At 73.1% G+C, this 19,037-nt stretch carries 20 protein-coding genes; 7 read left to right on the forward strand and 13 right to left on the reverse strand.

The genetic code is table 11. The features are described 5' to 3' along the window. Window positions 1–3: 3 nt before the first annotated feature. The 4 genes from ACLLJJ_RS10060 to ACLLJJ_RS10075 all read right to left on the reverse strand — a co-directional run bounded on the left by ACLLJJ_RS10060 (window position 4) and on the right by ACLLJJ_RS10075 (window position 3,362). The gene (locus ACLLJJ_RS10060; protein ID WP_434589095.1) at window positions 4–858 is read right to left on the reverse strand and encodes an SMP-30/gluconolactonase/LRE family protein; all 855 of its coding nucleotides are present in this window, start codon (window positions 856–858) and stop codon (window positions 4–6) included. Beyond that, on the reverse strand, window positions 855–1,625 hold the full coding sequence (locus tag ACLLJJ_RS10065) for an IclR family transcriptional regulator (RefSeq protein WP_434589097.1): 771 nt from the start codon (window positions 1,623–1,625) through the stop codon (window positions 855–857). The genes ACLLJJ_RS10060 and ACLLJJ_RS10065 overlap by 4 nt, the downstream gene beginning before the upstream one ends. A 220-nt stretch (window positions 1,626–1,845) precedes the next feature. Beyond that, window positions 1,846–2,274: an organic hydroperoxide resistance protein gene (locus ACLLJJ_RS10070; RefSeq protein ID WP_434589099.1), complete on the reverse strand. Its 429-nt coding sequence runs from the start codon at window positions 2,272–2,274 to the stop codon at window positions 1,846–1,848. A gap of 68 nt (window positions 2,275–2,342) precedes the next feature. Further along, window positions 2,343–3,362, reverse strand: a complete 1,020-nt coding sequence (locus ACLLJJ_RS10075; RefSeq protein WP_434589100.1) for an NADP-dependent oxidoreductase — start codon at window positions 3,360–3,362, stop codon at window positions 2,343–2,345. Between the two features lie 92 nt (window positions 3,363–3,454). Between ACLLJJ_RS10075 and ACLLJJ_RS10080 the strand changes: the two genes are divergently transcribed. Then, entirely contained in the window at window positions 3,455–3,880 is a 426-nt protein-coding gene (locus ACLLJJ_RS10080) for a MarR family winged helix-turn-helix transcriptional regulator (protein WP_434589102.1), read from the forward strand. A 49-nt stretch (window positions 3,881–3,929) separates the two neighbouring features. Here ACLLJJ_RS10080 and ACLLJJ_RS10085 read toward each other — a convergent pair whose 3' ends face one another. Further along, window positions 3,930–4,670, reverse strand: coding sequence for an SCO2400 family protein (locus tag ACLLJJ_RS10085; protein WP_434589104.1), 741 nt, complete (start codon window positions 4,668–4,670; stop codon window positions 3,930–3,932). A 112-nt stretch (window positions 4,671–4,782) separates the two neighbouring features. Here ACLLJJ_RS10085 and ACLLJJ_RS10090 point away from each other — a divergent pair, with 112 nt between their 5' ends. From ACLLJJ_RS10090 to ACLLJJ_RS10115, 6 genes are all read left to right on the forward strand, one after another. Further along, window positions 4,783–5,346: a hypothetical protein gene (locus tag ACLLJJ_RS10090; RefSeq protein WP_434589106.1), complete on the forward strand. Its 564-nt coding sequence runs from the start codon at window positions 4,783–4,785 to the stop codon at window positions 5,344–5,346. Window positions 5,347–5,651: 305 nt separating this feature from the next. Next, window positions 5,652–6,689, forward strand: a complete 1,038-nt coding sequence (locus tag ACLLJJ_RS10095; protein WP_434589108.1) for a rod shape-determining protein — start codon at window positions 5,652–5,654, stop codon at window positions 6,687–6,689. 38 nt (window positions 6,690–6,727) lie between these two features. Next, window positions 6,728–8,299 (forward strand): sensor histidine kinase, encoded by a 1,572-nt coding sequence (locus ACLLJJ_RS10100; protein ID WP_434589110.1) that lies wholly within the window; start codon window positions 6,728–6,730, stop codon window positions 8,297–8,299. A 101-nt stretch (window positions 8,300–8,400) separates the two neighbouring features. Further along, window positions 8,401–8,559 (forward strand): hypothetical protein, encoded by a 159-nt coding sequence (locus ACLLJJ_RS10105; protein WP_434589112.1) that lies wholly within the window; start codon window positions 8,401–8,403, stop codon window positions 8,557–8,559. Between the two features lie 51 nt (window positions 8,560–8,610). Beyond that, a complete protein-coding gene (locus tag ACLLJJ_RS10110) occupies window positions 8,611–10,065 on the forward strand; it encodes an acyl-CoA synthetase (RefSeq protein WP_434589114.1) in 1,455 nt (484 codons plus the stop codon). Further along, the gene (locus tag ACLLJJ_RS10115) at window positions 10,058–11,449 is read left to right on the forward strand and encodes a carboxyl transferase domain-containing protein (RefSeq protein ID WP_434589115.1); all 1,392 of its coding nucleotides are present in this window, start codon (window positions 10,058–10,060) and stop codon (window positions 11,447–11,449) included. Before ACLLJJ_RS10110 ends, ACLLJJ_RS10115 begins: the two co-directional genes overlap by 8 nt. Window positions 11,450–11,630: 181 nt before the next feature. On the opposite strand, the gene ACLLJJ_RS10120 is transcribed toward ACLLJJ_RS10115, so the two are convergent. From ACLLJJ_RS10120 to ACLLJJ_RS10155, 8 genes are read right to left on the reverse strand one after another with little or no spacing between them, the layout of a single operon-like run. Continuing rightward, a complete protein-coding gene (locus ACLLJJ_RS10120) occupies window positions 11,631–12,500 on the reverse strand; it encodes an amidohydrolase family protein (RefSeq protein ID WP_434589117.1) in 870 nt (289 codons plus the stop codon). Window positions 12,501–12,508: 8 nt separating this feature from the next. Next, a complete protein-coding gene (locus ACLLJJ_RS10125; RefSeq protein WP_434589119.1) occupies window positions 12,509–12,820 on the reverse strand; it encodes an L-rhamnose mutarotase in 312 nt (103 codons plus the stop codon). Further along, window positions 12,817–13,479 (reverse strand): LutC/YkgG family protein, encoded by a 663-nt coding sequence (locus ACLLJJ_RS10130; RefSeq protein ID WP_434589121.1) that lies wholly within the window; start codon window positions 13,477–13,479, stop codon window positions 12,817–12,819. The genes ACLLJJ_RS10125 and ACLLJJ_RS10130 overlap by 4 nt, the downstream gene beginning before the upstream one ends. Then, entirely contained in the window at window positions 13,476–14,945 is a 1,470-nt protein-coding gene (locus ACLLJJ_RS10135) for a LutB/LldF family L-lactate oxidation iron-sulfur protein (protein ID WP_434589123.1), read from the reverse strand. Before ACLLJJ_RS10135 ends, ACLLJJ_RS10130 begins: the two co-directional genes overlap by 4 nt. Further along, window positions 14,945–15,688 carry a (Fe-S)-binding protein gene (locus ACLLJJ_RS10140; protein WP_434589125.1) on the reverse strand — a complete coding sequence of 248 codons (744 nt, stop codon included), beginning with the start codon at window positions 15,686–15,688 and terminating at the stop codon, window positions 14,945–14,947. The genes ACLLJJ_RS10135 and ACLLJJ_RS10140 overlap by 1 nt, the downstream gene beginning before the upstream one ends. Beyond that, the gene (locus ACLLJJ_RS10145; RefSeq protein ID WP_434589127.1) at window positions 15,685–16,812 is read right to left on the reverse strand and encodes an aldo/keto reductase; all 1,128 of its coding nucleotides are present in this window, start codon (window positions 16,810–16,812) and stop codon (window positions 15,685–15,687) included. Before ACLLJJ_RS10145 ends, ACLLJJ_RS10140 begins: the two co-directional genes overlap by 4 nt. After that, window positions 16,809–17,621, reverse strand: coding sequence for an SDR family NAD(P)-dependent oxidoreductase (locus tag ACLLJJ_RS10150; protein ID WP_434589129.1), 813 nt, complete (start codon window positions 17,619–17,621; stop codon window positions 16,809–16,811). The genes ACLLJJ_RS10145 and ACLLJJ_RS10150 overlap by 4 nt, the downstream gene beginning before the upstream one ends. Beyond that, window positions 17,618–19,033 carry an enolase C-terminal domain-like protein gene (locus ACLLJJ_RS10155; protein WP_434589131.1) on the reverse strand — a complete coding sequence of 472 codons (1,416 nt, stop codon included), beginning with the start codon at window positions 19,031–19,033 and terminating at the stop codon, window positions 17,618–17,620. The genes ACLLJJ_RS10150 and ACLLJJ_RS10155 overlap by 4 nt, the downstream gene beginning before the upstream one ends. Between the last annotated feature and the right edge of the window lie 4 nt (window positions 19,034–19,037).

The raw sequence follows: 19,037 nt of genomic DNA on the forward strand, positions 1-19,037 counted from the left end.
CCCTCAGCCTGCGAAGGGCGTCCCCGGCAGGCCCTGCCCCGCGTCCCGCAGCACCAGGAGCGAGCCCGACAGCGGGGGCGGGGAGGAGCCGAGGCCGACCCGGGCTGTGGTGATGTACAGGTCGCGCAGGCCGGCGCCGCCGAACGCGCAGGCCGTGGGGCGGCGCACGGGCAGCTCGACGACCCGGTCGAGCACGCCCTCGCTTGTATAGCGGCGGAGTGCCGCGCCGTCCCAGAGCGCGACCCAGATGCCGCCCCCGGCGTCGACGGTCAGGCCGTCGGGAAAGCCCGCACCGTCCTCGATCCGTACCAACGGGCGCCTGTTCAGGGCCCGTTCACCTTCGACGTCGAACACATCGATACGGCGGGTGGGCGTGTCGACGTAGTACATCAGCCGCCCGTCCGGGCTCCAGCCCGTGCCATTGCTGACGGACACCTCGCCCAGCACCTCGGTGACGACGCCGTCCGGCGCGACCCGGCGGAGGTTTCCGCCGCCCGGCGCCTCGTCGTAGCGCATGGTGCCTGCCCAGAGCGCCCCGTCGGGGGCGACGGCCGCGTCATTGCCCCGGCGGCCCGCCGCCGGGTCGCGCACCAGCCAGGAGAAGGCCAGGTCCGCGTCGTACAGCCCGATGCCGCCTTGGAGATTGACCACCAGGCCGCCGCCCGCGCGCGGCTTGGCCGCGCCCACGTGCTGCTCGGTGGCCATGACCGTGCGGTTGCCGCTCACCGGGTCGTAGGTGTGGATGCGCGCGGACAGGATGTCGACCCAGATCAGCCGGCCCGCCGCCGCGTCCCAGGTCGGCCCCTCGCCGAGCGCGGCGCGCTCCCGCACGGCGAGCCCGGCGTTCTCGGCACTCACGCCTGGCCCCGGTGGCCGAGGCGGGTGGAGAGCTCGCCGGCGCCCTTGGCCGCGAGCTGCTCCAGGTCGGCCTGCCGCTCGTCGCTCCACCTGATCATCGGCACCGAGATGGAGAGCGCGGCGACCACCCGGCCCACGCTGTCGCGCACCGGCGCGGCCACACAGCTCACGTCCGGGTTGGACTCCCGGTGCTCCACGGCGATACCGCGCTCGCGGATCACCGCGAGGGCGGCGCGCAGCTCGGCCGGGTCGGTGATGCTGTTGGGGGTCATCGCGGCCAGCTCGCGCCCCTCGATCGTGGCATCGAGCCGGGCGTCGGGCAGCGAGGCGAGCAGCATCTTCCCGACGGAGGTGCAGTGCGCGGGCAGCCGGCGCCCGGCGGCCGAGACCATGCGGACCGCGTGGGTGGAATCGACCTTGGCGATGTAGATGACGTCCGCGTCCTCCAGGATCGCGACATGGACGGTCTCCTCGCAGGTCTCCGCGACCTCCCGGGCGACCTGCCGGCCTTCGGCGGCCAGGTCGAGCTGCTCGGCGTACCGGCTGCCGAGCTGGTACGTCCGTACACCGAGCCGGTAGCGGGCCGGCTGGTCGGGGAGGGCCACCAGGTAGTTGCGGGCCGCGAGCGTGGTGAGCAGCTCATGGACGGTGGTGCGCGGCAGTTGTAGCTTGCGGGTGACTTCCGGCGCGGTGAGGGTCCCGTCGCCCTGGAGGAAGAGTTCGAGTATGTCCAGCGACCGGGTCACTGCGGGGACCAGTCGTCCCATGGGTGGGCACCCACCCCTTCTGTTCGACACTCCGACCGTTGGTCGGAATAGCGAACACAGGCTATCCGCGGCCCACTTCGGCGGGCAATGGCCGGGCGGCTCCGAAAGGAGCCCGAAGTGTTCCCGGGGACGACAAAGGGCCGCACCTCCCTCGGTCGGAGGGGTGTGCGGCCCTTCATGTCATGTCAGCCGGTCAGGTCGCACCGGCCGGCGCGGTGCGTCAGACGACGGACAGCTCGACCTTGATGTTGCCGCGGGTGGCGTTCGAGTACGGGCACACCTGGTGCGCCTTCTCGAGCAGGTCCTTCGCGGTGGCCGCGTCCACGTTCGGGATGTGGGCGGAAAGCTTGACCTCAAGGCCGAAGCCGCCGGCCTCGGTCGAGCCGATGCCGACCTCCGCGGTCACGGTGGAGCCTGATATGTCGGCCTTCTCCTTGCGGGCGACGACGCCGAGAGCGCCCTGGAAGCAGGCGCTGTAACCGGCGGCGAAGAGCTGCTCGGGGTTGGTACCGGCGCCGCTGCCGCCCATCTCCTTCGGCGGGTTCACCACTACGTCGAGCTTGCCGTCGTCCGACGCGACCCGGCCGTCACGGCCGTTCTCCGCGGTGGCGACAGCGGTGTACTTCACGTCGATGTTCTGGATGGTCATGCTGAGAAAACCTCCTGCTTGTACGCCGCGACTCGCGCCCACGGACCGCGGCGGCCTGGGGGGTGACCCTACCGGTTGAGAGAAACGATCATCTTGCCGGTGTTCTCGCCGCGGAGCAGGCCGACGAACGCGTCGTAGCCGTTCTCGATGCCCTCGACGACGGTCTCGTCGTACTTCAGCTCGCCGGAGCGGATCCAGCCGGACACCTCTTCGACGAACTGCGGCTGGAGCGCGACATGGTCTCCGACCAGCACACCCTGGAGCCGCAGCCGCTTGCCGATGATCAGCGCCATGTTGCGCGGACCCGGTGTGGCCTCGGTGTTGTTGTACTGCGCGATCATGCCGCAGATGGTGGCGCGGCCATGCACGTTGAACGAGCTCATGGCCGCTTCGAGGTGCTCGCCGCCGACGTTGTCGAAGTAGACGTCGATGCCGTCGGGGGCGGCCTCGCGAAGCTGCGGGGCGACCGGTCCGTCCTTGTAGTTGAAGGCCGCGTCGAAGCCGTACTTCTCGGTGAGGTGCTTGACCTTCTCGGCGGAGCCGGCCGAGCCGATGACGCGCGAGGCGCCCTTGAGCTTGGCCATCTGGCCGACCTGGCTGCCGACCGCACCGGCCGCGCCGGAGACGAACACGGCGTCGCCCTCCTTGAAGGAGGCGACCTCGAAGAGGCCCGCGTAGGCGGTGAGCCCGGTCATGCCCAGGACGCCGAGGTAGGCGGAGAGCGGGGCCAGCGAGGCGTCGACCTTGGTGGCGTACTGGGCGGGCACGTCGGCGTACTCGCGCCAGCCCAGGCCGTGCAGCACATGGTCACCGACAGCGAAGCGCTCGTCGTGGGAGGCGATGACCTCGCCGACCGCGCCACCGTCCATCGGCTGGTCGAGCTTGTAGGGCGGGGTGTACGACTTCACGTCGTTCATCCGGCCGCGCATGTACGGGTCGACCGAGAAGTGCAGGTTGCGGACGAGGATCCGGCCCTCGGCCGGCTCGGTCACGGGGACCTCGCGCAGCGCGAAGTCCTCAGCCTTGGGCCAGCCGTGCGGTCGGGCGACAAGGTGCCAGGAACGGCCGGTCGTGGGCAGAGCGGTCATGGGGTACGGCCTCCTCGAAAAAGCTTCATGTTCTGAACTAACAATGCTCCTGGATATTTCATGTTGTCAAGTAAGTGGGTACGATGGAGGGCATGACGCCTCGCACAGACCCGCTCACCGTCGAAGTGGTCGAGCTCATCGGCTCCGTCGTCGCCCGCTACTACGAGGAGTACGACGAGGCCGCGTACAAGCACGGACTCACCGGCGCCCAGGCGCGCGTACTGGGTCTGCTCTCCCTCGATCCGATGCCCATGCGTCGGATAGCCCAGAAACTGAAGTGCGAGCCGTCGAACGTCACCGGGATAGTCGACCGTCTTGAGTCGCGCGGCCTGGTGGAGCGCAGGCCCGACCCCAGCGACCGGCGGGTCAAGCTCGCCGCGGTCACCGAGGACGGCGGCAGGACCGCGGCCAGGCTCCGCGACACGCTGGACTTCGCGCGCGAGCCGCTCGGCGAGCTGTCGGTGGAGGAGCGGACGATGCTGCGCGACCTGCTCAAGCGGATGCTGGGCACCGGCTGAGCAGTGGCTGAACGATGGCCGAGTGACTCCGAGCGGCCCTGCGGCCGGGTCAGTCGCACCACCACAGGAAGCGGGTGCAGCTCTCGGAGGGGGTGGGCTCCGGGGGCGGTGTGGGCACGGGGTCGTCCGGGTCCGGGTCCGGGTTCGTCGACGAGGACGGGGCGGGATCCGGCGGCCGGCTCGTCCCGCTCGTGGGCGCCCGTGGCGCGGTGGGGGACGTCCCGGCGGGGACCGTCGCCGACGCGGAGCCCCGCGCGGACGAGGTGTCCGAAGCTCCGGGTGACGCCGGCCCGCTCGCGGACGCGGACGCGGTACGTGCCGACTCGTCCGGATCCGCGGTCCGCTCCGGAGCCGGCGTAACGCCGCCCTCCGAGGGTTCCGCGCTGCCCGAGCGGCTGGGCAGCGCATCCCTCTCGTCCGACGTGGGCGCCGACGTCCGGTCCTCGCCCACGGACTCCGTGGCCAGCTCGGCGAGGCTCAGCGCGCCCCCGGCCAGCACCAGGCCCAGGCAGACGAGGAGCACCTTGCGGCCCCGGCGCCGGTGCGCCCTGGCCCGGCTCCTGGCGCGCCCCCCGCCTCCGCCACCCCGGCCACCCGCGCCGCCGCGGCGGTGACCGACGGGCTCCGGCGCACCCGAGGGCGTGGCTTCGTCGGGGCCGGCGGGCGCGGCGGCATCGGCGGCCGGGGCCCGTGCGGGGTCGATGGGGCCGAGCGCCTCGGCGGGGGCTCCGCACCCGGCACAGGCCAGGGCGCCGTTGAGGTGCCTGCGGCAGGGGTGGCAGTAGTCCATGGCGCCCGCAGATTATGCGGCGGCGGTGCGTCACAGGGAGGCCCGGCTGTGAGGATCTTGTGTGGAAGTGATCCTTCCGCGGCGTGTCAGTGGGCCCGGGCAGGATGGGGGCATGGAGATTTTCGGGCCGCTCGACTTCCAATTGGTGCTGCTGCGCCGGATGGCCGACCACCAGCCGGACCTCGTAGAGGACGCCCGCCGTGAGCTCGGCGTCTCGCTCGCGGAGATGCGCGAGGCGAATCGGCGCTGGCAGGCCATGGTGCGCTCACCACGGGGGCGGGGCAGCGTGGCCCGCTACCGGTCGGTGCTGGGGCCGCCCGAGACGTCCGCGCGACGCAGGATCGGCGACCTGGAGTGCGACGCGCTGGCCTGGCCGGTGCCGCTCTGGCCCGACCTGCGCTTCGAGGTGCTGACCGCGCCCGGCGGCGCCGTCTGGAACGAATGGCTGGTCCGCGCCCCCGGCGCGAGCACCCCCGGGCTGCGGACCGCCGGCGATCTGCGCCCCTGGTCGTGCACGGTGGACGAGGTGGCCCGCGCCTTCCCGCCGGCCCGCCCGATGGAGGGCACGGCGCCCACCCGGTGGCGGCTCGGGATCACGCTGCCCGACGGAGGGCAGTGCGTCGCGGAGTTCACCTGGGGGCTGTTGCAGGGGGTGCGGCCTGCTGTCACCTCGTGACGTCGCGGGGGCGTAGTTCTCCCACGCCTCATGGCGTCGCGGGAGGCGCGGTTCCCTGCCGCCTCCCGGCGTTGCGCGGGGCCCGGACTGCTGACACCTCGTGACTTTGACGGCCCGTGACTCTGACGGCCCGTGACGTAACGCCGTGAAGGTTGTCTCCTGCACGACGTCAGCCCGTACCCCCGACCGGCTCATCCCAGCGCGCGCACGCCCCGCACCCACCGCACGATGCGAACAGGGGCAGACCCCCTCGGACCCGGCAGCCCGCCGGACCGTCCGCGCCAGCGCTCTCGGGAGAACTCGCCGTGACCGTCAGTCTTGAGCAGTTGCGCCGTTGCCATATCGCCGTCGATCTCGGGGCCGCGAGGACCCGCGTGTATGTGAAGGGGGTCGGGCTCGTCGTCGACGAACCCAGTGTGGCCGCCGTGAACACCCGCACCGGGGCACTCATCGCCGTGGGTACTTTCGCCGAACAGATGACGGGCCGCACGCCCGACTACATCCGCGTGGTGCGCCCCGTCTCCGGCGGCACCGTCGTCGACATCGAGATGGCCCAGCGCATGCTGCGCCACCTGCTCGGCGAGAAGCTCCGCCGCCAGTTGCGCCGCAAGCCCCGGCTGCGCGCCGCCGCCTCCACCCCGCACGACAGCGACCCGCTCGCGCAGCGCGCCGCGGTCGAGACCCTGGTCGGGCTCGGCGCGCGCCGGGTGGAGCTCGTCGACACCCTCATCGCCGCCGCCGTCGGCTGCGGACTGCCCGTGGAGCAGCCCTCGGCCTCCATGATCATGGTGTGCGGGGCGGCGACCACACAGGTCGCGGTCCTCTCGCTCGGCTCCATCGTCACCGCACAGCGCATCCCGGTCGGTGGCGACGCCATCGACCACGCGGTGATCCAGCACCTGCGCCACCAGCACGAGTTGATGCTGCCGAGCCAGTCGGTGCGCCCGCTCCAGCTGGCGCTCAGCGGCAACGGGCTCACCGTGCAGGGCCCGACGTCCACCGAGATCCACGGCCGGGACGTGGCCACCGGCCTGGCCCGCTCCGTGCAGGTCGACACCGCCGCCGTGCGCGAAGCCATCCACACCCCGCTCACGGCCGTGCTCGACGGCATCGGGCGCGTGCTCCGCGACTGCCCGCCCGACCTGGTCGCCGACCTCGCGGAGTGCGGGATCATGATGGTCGGCGGCAGCGCGCTGCTGCCCGGCCTGGACCAGCGGCTGCGCGACGCGACCGGCATGCCGGTGCGCATCGCGGAGCGCCCCGACACCTGCGCCGTACTGGGGCTCGGAGCGATGCTGGAAGGCAAGATCCAGCCGATGGTTCTCGACCCGCTCAACGGCTGAGCGGTGCTGTTGGAGGGTGCGTGGGCGGTGGACCGGACATGAACCAGGACGGTGCGGGCAGCGTCACCCCCCGGCTGCCGGTACTGCTGGACGCCGTGCTGAACGTGGGCACGGAGCTTGAGCTGCGCAGCACCCTCCAGCGCATCGTGGACACCGCCACCGAGCTGGCCGAGGCGCGGTACGGCGCGCTCGGGGTCCTCGACCCCGAGCGCGGCGTCCTCACCGAGCTGTTCACGACGGGCGTCGACGAGGAGACCAGGGAGCGCATCGGGCGGCTGCCGGACGGGCACACGGGCCTCATCGGCCATCTCGTGCGCGAACCCAGGCCACTGCTCGTCCCGGACATCGCGGACGACGTCCGCTCGGCGGGCCTGCCGCCCGGCCATCCCCCCATGCGGTCCTTCGTCGGCGTGCCGATCCGGGTGCACACGGAGGTCTTCGGCAACCTCTATCTGACCGAGAAGCGCGGCCCGGCGGGCGCCGTGTTCTCCGCCGACGACCTGGCGCTCCTACGAGTGCTCGCCTCGCAGGCGGGCATCGCGATCGGCAACGCCCGACTGTACGAGACGGCCCGGTGCCGGGAGCACTGGATCGAGGGCGCCGGGGCCGTGACCACGGCCCTGCTCACCGGGGAGAGCGCCGCCGACGCGCTCATGACGGTGGCCGAGCGGGCCCGTATCCTCGCCGACGCATCGGCGGGCGTGATTCTGCAGCCCACCCCCGAGGGCGGCATGGAGATCGTCGCCGCCTCCACCCTCGATGACCCGGCCGCCCTGATCGGCGCCGTCATCGAACCCGGCAGCCCCGTACTGGTGCAACTGCTGGGCGGAGAGCCGGTGTTCATCGACGACTCGGCGACGGACCCCCGGATGACCACAACCGTACGCGCGTACTTCGGCCCGAGCATGATGCTGCCGCTGCAGAGCGGCGGGAAGCTGATCGGCACGCTCGCGCTCCCCCGGAAGCCCGGCGGCACCCCGTACACGGCGGTCGACCGGCTGCTCGCCTCGCAGTTCGCCTCGCAGGCGGCGCTGGCGCTCGTCCTGGCGGACAGCCGGCACGACCGGGAGCGGCTCGCGGTCTTCGAGGACCGCGACCGGATCGCGCGGGACCTGCACGACCTGGTCGTACAACGGCTGTTCGCCACCGAGATGATGCTGGAGTCCACCCGGCGGCGGGCCTCGGCGGCGGACCTGGACGAGCTGCTCGGCAGGGCCGTGGACGAGCTCGACTCCACCATTCAGGAGGTACGGACCACGATCTTCGCCCTGCAACAGCCCCCGGCGGACGCGCCCGCCACCTTCCGCGGCCGGGTGCTGCGCGAGACGGCGGGCGCCGCCGCACTGCTGGGCTTCCCCCCGTCGGTGCACTTCACCGGCGCGGTGGACGCGCTGGTGTCGGAGCCGGTGGACAAGCAACTGCTGACGGCGCTGCGCGGCGCACTGGCCACAGCGCACCGGCGGGCGGGGGTGACGTCGGTGCGGGTGGACATCAACGCGAAGGTGCGGCTGCCGGAGGGGCGGGACGGGGTACGGCTGACGGTCCGCGACGACGGCACCGGGGACGACGGGGTGCGCGGGACGACGGTCAGCTGGCAGTCGGCGCTCTGACGCCGGGGCGGGGAGCCGGGGGCGCGGGCGGACGCCGGTGGTGGCCGCAGGGGCGGAGCCGGGACCAGGCGCCGGGGGCGGGCTCCGGGGGCGGGGCGGGGGTGGAAAAGTGCTCGCCGCGCTGCCTGGCGGCGACTGCTCGTCGCGATGAGCGGTTCGTCGGCGCCCGGATCTCGGCGCGGGTCCGCGCCCGGACGGTCCGGATCGGCTTCGGGCCGGTGGTGGCGGACGCCATGAAGGCCGCCCTGCCCCTGCCGTAGATCGCTGCCATAGAGTCGATGCAGCCCTGTCGACAGCGAGGAGTACGCCCCGTGTTCCCTCTCCTGCCCGCCCTGGACGCGGCGCCCGACCGGACCGCCGTGCGGTTCGGCGAGCGCTCCCTGACCTACGCGGAGCTGGCCGCCGCCGCCGACGCGGTCGCCGCCCGGATCGGCGGGGCGGGGCGGGTCGCCGTCTGGGCGACCCCGTCGCTGGAGACCGTGGTGGGCGTGGTCGCCGCGCTACGGGCCGGCGTGCCCTCGGTGCCGATCAACCCCAGGACCGGCGAGCGGGAGCTGGCGCACATCGTCGCGGACAGCTCGCCCTCGATGGTGCTGGCCGCGCCCGGCACCGAACTCCCCCCGACGCTGGATCAGTTGGTACGTATCGACGTCCGGTCGACCGGTGCGGGCGGACGGCCACCGGCCGAGGTTCCGCCCGACTCCCCCGCCCTGGTCGTCTACACCTCGGGCACGACGGGGCCGCCGAAGGGCGCCGTCCTGCCGCGCCGGGCGATCGCCGCGACGCTCGACGCGCTGGAGAGCGCGTGGGGGTGGACGGCCGACGACGTGCTGGTGCACGCCCTGCCGTTGTTCCACGTCCACGGGCTGATCCTCGGCATCCTCGGCCCGCTGCGGCGCGGCGGTGAGGTGCGCCACCTGGGCAGGTTCGATGCGGCGGGCGTCACGCGTGAGCTCGGCGCGGGCGCCACGATGCTCTTCGGCGTCCCGACGATGTACCACCGGCTCGCCGAGTCGCTCGGCAGCGACCCGTCGCTGGTGAAGGCCCTGGCGGGGGCCCGGCTGCTGGTCTCCGGGTCGGCCGCGCTGCCCGTCCACGACCACCGGCGGATCACCGAAGCGACCGGCCGGGGCGTCGTCGAGCGGTACGGGATGACGGAGACGCTGATGCTGTGCTCTTCGAGTCCGGCGGACGCCCGGCCCGGCGGCGAGCCGCGCCCCGGCACCGTCGGAGTGCCGCTGCCCGGCGTGGAGCTGCGGCTCGTCGACGAGGCGGGCGGCGAGATCACGGCGCACGACGGCGAGAGCGTGGGCGAGATCCAGGTACAGGGGCCGAACCTCTTCACCGAGTACCTGAACCGGCCGGACGCGACCGCCGCCGCCTTCGACGGAAGCTGGTTCCGCACGGGCGACATGGCGACCAGGGACGCCGACGGCCATGTCCGCATCGTCGGCCGCAAGGCCACCGACCTCATCAAGAGCGGCGGCTACAAGATCGGCGCGGGCGAGATCGAGAACGCGCTGCTCGAACACCCCGCTGTGCGCGAGGCCGCCGTCACGGGTGAACCGGACGAGGACCTGGGCGAGCGGATCGTCGCCTGGGTGGTGCCATCCGATCCCGAACAACCACCCGCACTCGGCGAGTTGGCGGACCATGTGGCCGGGCTGCTCGCGCCGCACAAGCGTCCGCGCGTCGTCCACCACCTCGCCGCTCTGCCGCGCAACGACATGGGCAAGATCATGAAGCGGGAACTGAAGCATGGCTGAGCACCCGACAGACAGGCACCCGACAGACAGGCGCACGAGGGACGGGCGTTTGACGGCCCGGGAGGCGATCGCCGCCGTCGTCGACGGCTCCGCCTTCGTCGAACTCGTCGTGTCCGAGCGGGTGTCCACCCAGGACGGGCCGATCGGCTGGGAGGGTTACGACGTCGCGCACGCCCGCGCCCGGGAGCGCACCGGCGAGCGCGAGTCCGTGGTCTGCGGCGTCGGCACCTTCGGCGGGCGGCGGGCCGTGCTGCTGGCGTTCGAGTTCGGCTTCCTGGGCGGGTCGCTGGGCGAGCGGACCGGCGACCGCATCGAGGCCGCGTACACCGCGGCCCGCGAGGAACGGCTGCCGCTGGTCTCGCTCGTCGCGACGGGCGGCAGCCGGATGCAGGAGGGCATGCGCGCCCTGACCCAACTCCAGCGTGTGGCACGCCAGTCGGCGCTCAACCGGGCCGCCGGGCTGCCACAGATCGCGGTGCTGCGCGACCCCACGACGGGCGGCGGCTGGGCCACGCTCGGCGCGGGCGCCGATGTGATCCTGGCCCTGCCCGGCGCACAGGTCGGCTTCGCCGGATCACGGGTACGGCCGCCGGACGCCGACCCGGGCGCGTACACGGCGGAGGGCCAGCTGGCGGCCGGACACATCGACCAGGTCGTCGCGCCGCAGGACCTGCGTGCCTCGCTGGGGCGCTGGCTGACGCTGCTGGCCGGGCGGCCGGGGAGCCCACCGGCCGCCGCGCCGCCACCCGCCGCGTTCGGCGCCGCGCAGCCGCCGGAGAGCGGGTGGGACGCGGTGCGGCGGGCCCGTGCCGATGCCCGGCCCCGGGCCGGGGCGTACCTCGACGCGTACTTCGAGCTGCGGGAATCGGTGAGTGGCGACCGTTGCGGCGGCGTGGACGCGGGGATGCTGTGCGGCTTCGGCCTGCGAGAGGGGCGGACCGTCGCGTACGCCGCCCAGTGCGGCACCGCGACACTGCCGGCCGGCTACCGGACCGCCGCCCGGCTGATCCGGCTCGCGGACCGGCTCGGCATCCCCGTCCTCACCCTGGTGGACACGCCGGGCGCGGCGAACGACCACCGGGCGGAGCGCGCCGGGGCGGGCGCGGCCATCGCCGACGCGTTCGCCGCGGTGGCCACCGCGAGTGTGCCGGTGACCACACTGGTGATCGGGGAGGGCGGCTCGGGCGGAGCGCTGGCGCTGGCCGCGCCCGACCACACGTGGGTCACCCCGGACAGCTACTTCTCCGTCATCGCCCCGGAAGCCGCGGCGGCGATCCTCAAGCGGCCGACGGGCGCGGTGCGCGACACGGCGGACCAATTGCGGCTGCGTCCGAAGGACTTGGTGGAGCTGGGGGTGGCTCGGGGGGTTGTGGGGCCGGGATAGGCAGGCGCGGGTCGCCTGCGGCGGAGACCACTCCCGTTACCGGGGGCCAGTTCCGGAAACGGGAGCAAGCCCCCAGCCCCCGGACGGGCCGAGAACGCCGGGCGACGTCAGCCCGTCCAGCGTGTGCGGACTTGCGGACTTGCGGAAGGGGCGGGGCGGGGAACAGGCCGCGCGCAGCGCCCTACCCCGCTTCGCCACCCGTCCCCGCCAGCCCGTACACCCGATCCGCCGTCCCCCCGAAGACCTGGGCCCGCTCCTCCTCCCCCAGACCCGCCACCAACTCCCGCGCGGCGCCGAGCACTTCCCCGTACGTCGCCGCCAGCACGCACACCGGCCAGTCGGAGCCGAACATCACCCGGTCCGCGCCGAAGGCGTCGAGCACCGTGTCCGCGTACGGCCGCAGGTCCGGCAGCCGCCAGTTCGCCCAGCGCGCCTCGGTGACCAGGCCCGACAGCTTGCAGGCCGTGTTGGGCAGCGCGGCGAGCGCCCGCACGTCCGACGCCCAGGGCTGCACCGCGCCCGCCGCAGCCGGCGGCTTGCCCAAGTGGTCCAGGACAAAGGTGAGCCCGGGGTGCGCCGCAGCCGCCTCGGTCGCGGCCTGGAGCTGGCCGGGGAGCACGATCAGGTCGTAGGCGAGCCCTGCCGCGGCGACCGCTTCGAGGCCCCGCCGCACGTCGGGACGCAGCAGCCACCCCGGGTCCGCCTCGCCCTGCACCTGGTGCCGGATGCCCACCAGGTGCTCGCCACCGGCGCCCTCGCGCAGCTCGGCGAGCGCATCGGCGACTCCGGGCGCGGTCAGGTCGGTCCAGCCGACGACGCCCGCGATCAGTGGGCTCGTACGGGCGAGGGAGAGGAACTCCGGGGTCTCCTCGGCCACGGTGACCGTCTGGACGAGCACCGTCGCGTCGACTCCGGCGGACGCCGCTTCCGCCGCGAGGTCCTCGATGAGGAAGTCCCGGCGGATCGGGGCCAGTTCGGGTCCGGTGATCCAGTCCTGGTCGCGGACGGACAGGTCCCAGAGGTGGTGGTGCGCGTCGACGAGACGGGACATGGCGGGTGTCAGAGCTCCCAGACGACGGGGAGGCCCGCGGCGGCGCCCTCGGCCGAGTAGTCGTGGGCCAGATCGAGGAGCTCGCACATGCGTGCCTGCCAGGCGATGTTGACCGGCAGCTTCTCCAGCCGCGCGAGGAGGTCGGCATAGTCGGCGCAGTCGATGAGGTGGAAGAGGTCGGCGCCGCTGCGCCAGATCGTCCAGGAGTCGACCCCGGAGGCGCGGATGGCCGCGGTCAGTTCGGCCGGGACCTCCCGGTGCGCCTGCTCGTACTCCTCGATCCGGTCGGCTCTGATCCGGGTGTGCAGGGCGACTCTCATGACGACTCCAAGTCCGGTGCGTGCACAGTGGGTTCGACTACCACGATCTCCAGGGTGCGCGGGCCGTGCACACCCTCCACCCGGTCGAGCTCGATGTCGCTGGTGGCGGAGGGGCCGGAGATCCAGGTCAGCGGCGCGGTCGGATCGAGGCGGCCGAGCGCCTCGGGCACATCGCCCACGATCTGGTCCTGCCGTACGACGCACAGGTGGTAGTCGGGGAGCAGCGTCAGCGCCCTGCGTCCCTGGCCGGGTCCCGCGTCGAGCACGATCGTGCCGGTGACGGCGATGCCGAGGGCGGCGGTGGTCAACACTGCTTCCGCCGCGTCGAGTTCGGCGGTGGTAAGCGGTCCGGTGTCGCGCAGGACGATCCAGTCCCCGTCCGGGAGGAGCGCGTCCGGGAAGCCGTCCGGGACGACGAGGGTGCGTACGCCACGCGCGGTGAGGCGCGCGGCGACGGCCTCGCGGATCCTGTCGTCCGGTGTACGGGTCACTGTCGCCCGGTAGTCGGCGACGCGCTCCGCGAAGAGCCCGACGACATCGGGGCCCGCGTGCGAGTGCCGGTAGTCGCGCGGCACGGGCACGTCGTCGGGGCCCTCCGTCGCGGGTACGTCGGTCAGGGCCTCCCTGATCCGGCCCAGCACAGTGTCCCGGGTGCTCACTTCGCGTCCTCCTCTCGTGTCCGCCGCCACCACGCCCGCAGCGATTCCTTGGGCGGTACGGCCGTGTCGCGGGTCCCGGTCCAGCGGCTCAGCGGTCCCGGCAGGTTGCCGATGGTGCCGCGCCGGGAGACGAGCCGGGCGGCGGGATTCGCCAGGCGCTGGGCCGCGGACAGCCGGCCTGGCGAGTTGAGGACGGCCGCCGCCGCCTTCATGACCAGGGCCTCGGGGGTCGGCATTCGGCTCTTGGCGCGCTTGGACTCGACGACCTTGGCCCGCAGGTGGACCAGCACCTCCGGGATGTTGATCTTCACGGGGCAGGCGTCGTAGCAGGCCCCGCAGAGCGTGGAGGCGAACGGCAGCGAGTCGGCGTGCGAGTCGTCCCTACCGACGCCGACGAGCTGCGGGGTGAGGACCGCCCCGATCGGGCCCGGATAGACCGACCCGTAGGCGTGGCCGCCCGTGCGCTCGTACACCGGACAGACATTGAGACAGGCCGAGCAGCGGATGCAGGCCAGCGCCTGGCGGCCGACGGTGTCCTTGAGCGTCGCCGTGCGGCCGTTGTCGAGAAGGACGAGGTGGAAGTCGCTCGGGCCGTCGCCTTCCGTGGTGCCCGTCCACATGCTCGTGTACGGGTTCATCCGCTCGCCCGTCGAGGAGCGCGGCAGCAGTTGGAGGAAGACCTCCAGGTCCTCGAAGGACGGCAGGACCTTCTCGATGCCCATCACGGTGATCAGGGTCTCGGGCAGGGTGAGGCACATCCGGCCGTTGCCCTCGGACTCCACGACACCGACCGTGCCGGTGTCCGCGGCGGCGAAGTTCGCCCCGGACACCGCGACCTTGGCGCGCAGGAACTTCTCCCGCAGATGCAGGCGCGCCGCGTCGGCCAGGTCGCTGGGCCGGTCGGTGAGGCCTTCGGGCGCGGGGCGGCCCCACCGGCCCATCTCGCGCCGGAAGATCTCGCGGATCTCGGCGCGGTTGCGGTGGATGGCGGGGACCAGGATGTGCGAGGGCCGGTCGTCGCCCAGCTGCACGATCAGCTCGGCGAGGTCGGTCTCGTACGCCGTGATGCCTTCGGCCGCGAGGAACTCGTTGAGCGCGATCTCCTGGGTCGCCATCGACTTGACCTTGACGACTTCCCGCTCGCCGGTCGCCTTGACCAGGTCGGTGACGATGCGGTTGGCCTCGGCGGCGTCGGCCGCCCAGTGGACGTGACCGCCCGCCCTGGTGACGGACTCCTCCAGGCGCACCAGGTGCTCGTCGAGGTGGCGCAGGGTCCTGCGCTTGATGGCCTCGCCCGCGTCGCGCAGCTGCTCCCAGTCGTCGAGTTCGGCGGTGACGGCGAGGCGCTTGTCGCGGATGGTGCCGGTGGCCTTGCGCAGGTTCGTACGGAGCTGGGTGTCGGCGACGGCCGTGCGGGCGGCGTCCGGGAACGACGGCGCGCCCAGCCAGGTCACGTTGTCGGGCATCAGGCTGCTCCTTGCGTCGAGGCGAGGATCTCGGCGAGGTGGCGGGTGCCGACGCCGGTGCGCAGCCGGTCGAGGCCGCCGCCGATGTGCATCAGGCAGGAGTTGTCGCCCGCGGTGAGGACGTCGGCGCGGGTGTCGAGCACGGCGCGCATCTTGTCGGCGAGCATGGCGTTCGACGTGTCGGGGTTCTTGAGCGCGAAGGTGCCGCCGAAGCCGCAACAGCTGTCGGCGGCGGGCAGCTCGACCAGGTCGATGCCCTTGACCGCGCGCAGCAGCCGCAGGGGGCGGTCGCCGACGCGGAGCATGCGCAGGCTGTGGCAGGTGGGGTGGTAGGTGACCCGGTGCGGGAAGTACGCTCCGACGTCGGTGACGCCGAGGACGTCGACGAGCAGCTCGGAGAGCTCGTACACCTTGGGGGTGATCCGGTCGACGCGCCGTACCAGCGCGTCGTCGCCGTACTGCTCGGCGACGACGCGGTGGTAGTCGCGCACCATGCCGACGCACGAGCCCGACGGTGCCACTACCGCGTCGTACTCGCCCTGTTCGAAGACGCCCGCGAAGCGGCGGACCATCGGGAGGGTCTCGGGGCGGTAGCCGGTGTTGAAGTGCATCTGGCCGCAGCAGGTCTGGGCCGGCGGGAACTCGACCGTGTGGCCGAGCCGTTCAAGGAGGGAAACCACAGCCTTGCCGGTGTCCGGGAACATGGTGTCGTTGAAGCAGGTGATGAACAGGGCGATTCTCATGCGTTGTCCGACCTCCGCATGCGTTGTCGTCCGGCCTCCGGCGGGTCCGGTACGTGTGCCGACCGGGACGGTACGTCCGACGGCCGGTCCGCCGCGCCCGTAGCACCAGCCGCCCCGCCCCGTACGCCTGCCACCGGTACCGGCACGTCCGCCGCCAGCAGCCCCTCCGCGCGCAGCTCTGCCCACAGCGCGGCGGGCACGGGCGTGGCGAGCATAGCCGCCGCGTCGGCGACCTCCCTGACGGAACGCGCCCCGGCCAGGACACTCACCACGGCGCTCTGGCCGAAGGGGAAGCTCAGGGCGGCGGCGCGCAGCGGGACGCCGTGCCGCCCGGCGACGGCCTTGATGCGCAGGGCCCGGCCCAGCAGGTCCATGGGCGCCGCCGCGTAGTCGTACGTCGCACCGGGGCGCGGGTCGGCCAGCAGCCCGGAGTTGAAGACCCCGCCGACGACGACGCTCCTGCCGCGCGCGGCGGCCTCGGGCAGCAGCTCCCGGGCGGCGTCCTGGTCGAGCAGGGAGTATCGGCCGGCGCACAGCACCGCGTCGACGTCGGTGTCCCGGAGGAACCGGGTGAGCATCGCCGTCTGGTTCATGCCGGCGCCGATGGCCCGCACGGTGCCCTCGGCCCGCAGCCGCTCCAGCGCCGGGTACCCCTCGCGGAACGCCTGCTCGGCGTGGTCGTCGGGGTCGTGCAGGTACACGACGTCGATGCGGTCCAGACCGAGCCGCTCCAGGCTGTCCTCCACGGAGCGCCGTATGCCGTCGGCGCTGAAGTCCCAGACGCGGCGGTGCGTGGCGGGCACGGCGAAGCCCTCGTCCTGGCGCCCTCCCGGGCCGCCCGGGTCGGGTTCGAGGAGCCGTCCCACCTTGGTGGACAGGGTGTACGCGTCCCGGTCCCGCCCGCGCAGGGCCGCCCCGAGGCGCCGCTCCGAGAGTCCCAGGCCGTAGTGCGGCGCGGTGTCGAAGTACCGCATGCCCGCGTCCCAGGCCGCGTCGACCGAAGCGGCCGCGGTCTCGTCGGTGACGGCGGAGAAGAGGTTGCCCAGGGCGGCGGCCCCGAAGGACAGCGCGGTGACGGGGACACCGCTGCGCCCGAGGGTGGCCACCGGCCACTGGCCGCTCACTTCTCCGCCGGGCGCAGGCGCAGCCCCTGCATACCGCCGTCCACCGCCAGCGCGGTGCCGGTGACGGACGCGGCGGCCGGGCTCGCCAGGTAGGCGATGGCGGCGGCGACCTCGGCCGCGCTGACCAGCCTGCCGATGGGCTGGCGGGCGTTGAGCGCGTCCCGTTCGGCCTGCGGGTCGTCGGCGGCGTCGAGCAGTCGGCCGACCCAGGGGGTGTCGGCGGTGCCGGGGTTCACGCAGTTGACGCGGATCCCCTCCCGTACGTGGTCGGCGGCCATGGCGAGGGTCAGCGACAGTACGGCGCCCTTGCTCGCGCTGTAGAGCGCGCGCTGCGGCAGACCGGCGGTCGCGGCGATCGAGCAGGTGTTGACGATCGCCGCGTGTGCGGAGCGCCGCAGGTGCGGCAGGGCGGCGCGGCTGCTGCGGACCATGCCGAGGACGTTGACGTCCAGGACGCGGTGCCACTGGTCGTCGTCGTTGTCCTCGACCGTCCCGGCGGCGCCGATGCCCGCGTTGTTGACGAGGATGTCGAGCCCGCCGAGCCGCCCGACCGCGGCGGCGACCCCGTCCCGTACGGATACGTCGTCGGACACATCGGCCTTGATGCCGAGCAGCGGCGCGCCGGCGCCCGACGGGTCGAGGTCGAGCACGGCGACCTCGGCGCCGCGCGCGGCGAGCAGCTGCGCGGTGGCGAGGCCGATACCGGAAGCGCCACCGGTCACCAGGGCCTTGAGCCCGTCGAGGCGGTTGGGGTCGGTGGCGGTCGGCGTGTCGGCACCGGTCGGCCCGGACCGGTTCTGCTCGGTCATACGGCGGCCTCCTCGGCAGCGGTGACGGCGCTGACGGCGCTGACGGCGCTGACGGCGCTGACGGCAGCAGCTCCGGTGGCGGTGAGGGCGTCCGCCGCCAGGTCGGCGGCCCAGAACGTGCCGCCCGGGTAGGTGAATTCGGCGATCGACTCCGGATGCATGGTCGCCGAGAACCCCGGCGCGTTGGGCGCCGTGTAGTGCCCGGCGCGCATCACCACCGGTTCGGTGAAGTGCTCGTGGAGATGGTCGACGTACTCGATGACGCGGTTCTCGGTGGTCCCGGACAGGGCGACGTAGTCGAACATCGACAGGTGCTGGACGAGTTCGCACAGCCCGACGCCGCCCGCGTGCGGGCAGACGGGCACGCCGAACTTCGCGGCGAGCAGCAGGATCGCCAGGTTCTCGTTGACTCCGCCGACGCGCGCCGCGTCGATCTGCAGCACGTCGATGGATCCGGCCTGGAGGAGCTGCTTAAAGATGATGCGGTTCTGTACGTGCTCGCCGGTCGCGACCTTCACGGGGGTGATGGCCCGGCGTATCTCCGCGTGTCCCAGGACGTCGTCGGGGCTGGTCGGCTCCTCGATCCAGTACGGGTCGAACTCGGTGAGCGCCCGCGTCCAGTCGATGGCCTCGCCGACGTTCCACCGCTGGTTCGCGTCGATCGCGATACGGATGCCGGGGCCGACGGCGGCGCGCGCGGCCCGCATGCGCCGGGTGTCGTCCGCGAGGTCCGCGCCGACCTTGAGCTTGATCTGGGTGAAGCCGTCGGCGACGGCCTCCTTGGCGAGCCGGGTCAGCTTCTCGTCGGAGTAGCCGAGCCAGCCGGGCGACGTGGTGTAGCCGGGGTAGCCGTCGGTGCGCAGCAGGGTCTCGCGTTCGCCCGATCCGGCCCGGCCCTTCCGCAGCAGGGCCAGTGCGTCCTCGGGGCTCAGTACGTCGGCGATGTAGCGGAAGTCGATCTGTGAGACGAGCCATTCGGGTTCGGCGTCGGCGAGGAACTTCCACAGGGGCAGGCCGGCCCGTTTGGCGGCCAGGTCCCAGGCGGCGTTGACCACCGCCCCGATCGCCATGTGCATCACGCCCTTCTCGGGCCCGAGCCAGCGCAGTTGGCTGTCCCCGGTCAGGTCGCGGCCGAGCGTGCCGGGGTCGGCGCACAGCTCGTCGGCGGAGCGGCCGATCAGATGCGGGCGCAGTGCCTCGATCGCCGCGACCTGGACATCGTTGCCACGCCCGATGGTGAAGGTGAAACCGTGGCCCTGGCGCCCGTCCGGCGCATCGGTGCGCAGCACCACATAGGCGGCGGAGTAGTCGGGGTCGGGGTTCATCGCGTCGGAGCCGTCGAGCTGCCGCGAGGTGGGGAATCTGATGTCGTACGTGTCGACGGCGGTGATGCGGGGGCCTGTTGCGGTCACGTAA

This window comes from Streptomyces sp. A5-4 (assembly GCF_051131715.1).
Classification (GTDB): Bacteria; Actinomycetota; Actinomycetes; order Streptomycetales; family Streptomycetaceae; genus Streptomyces.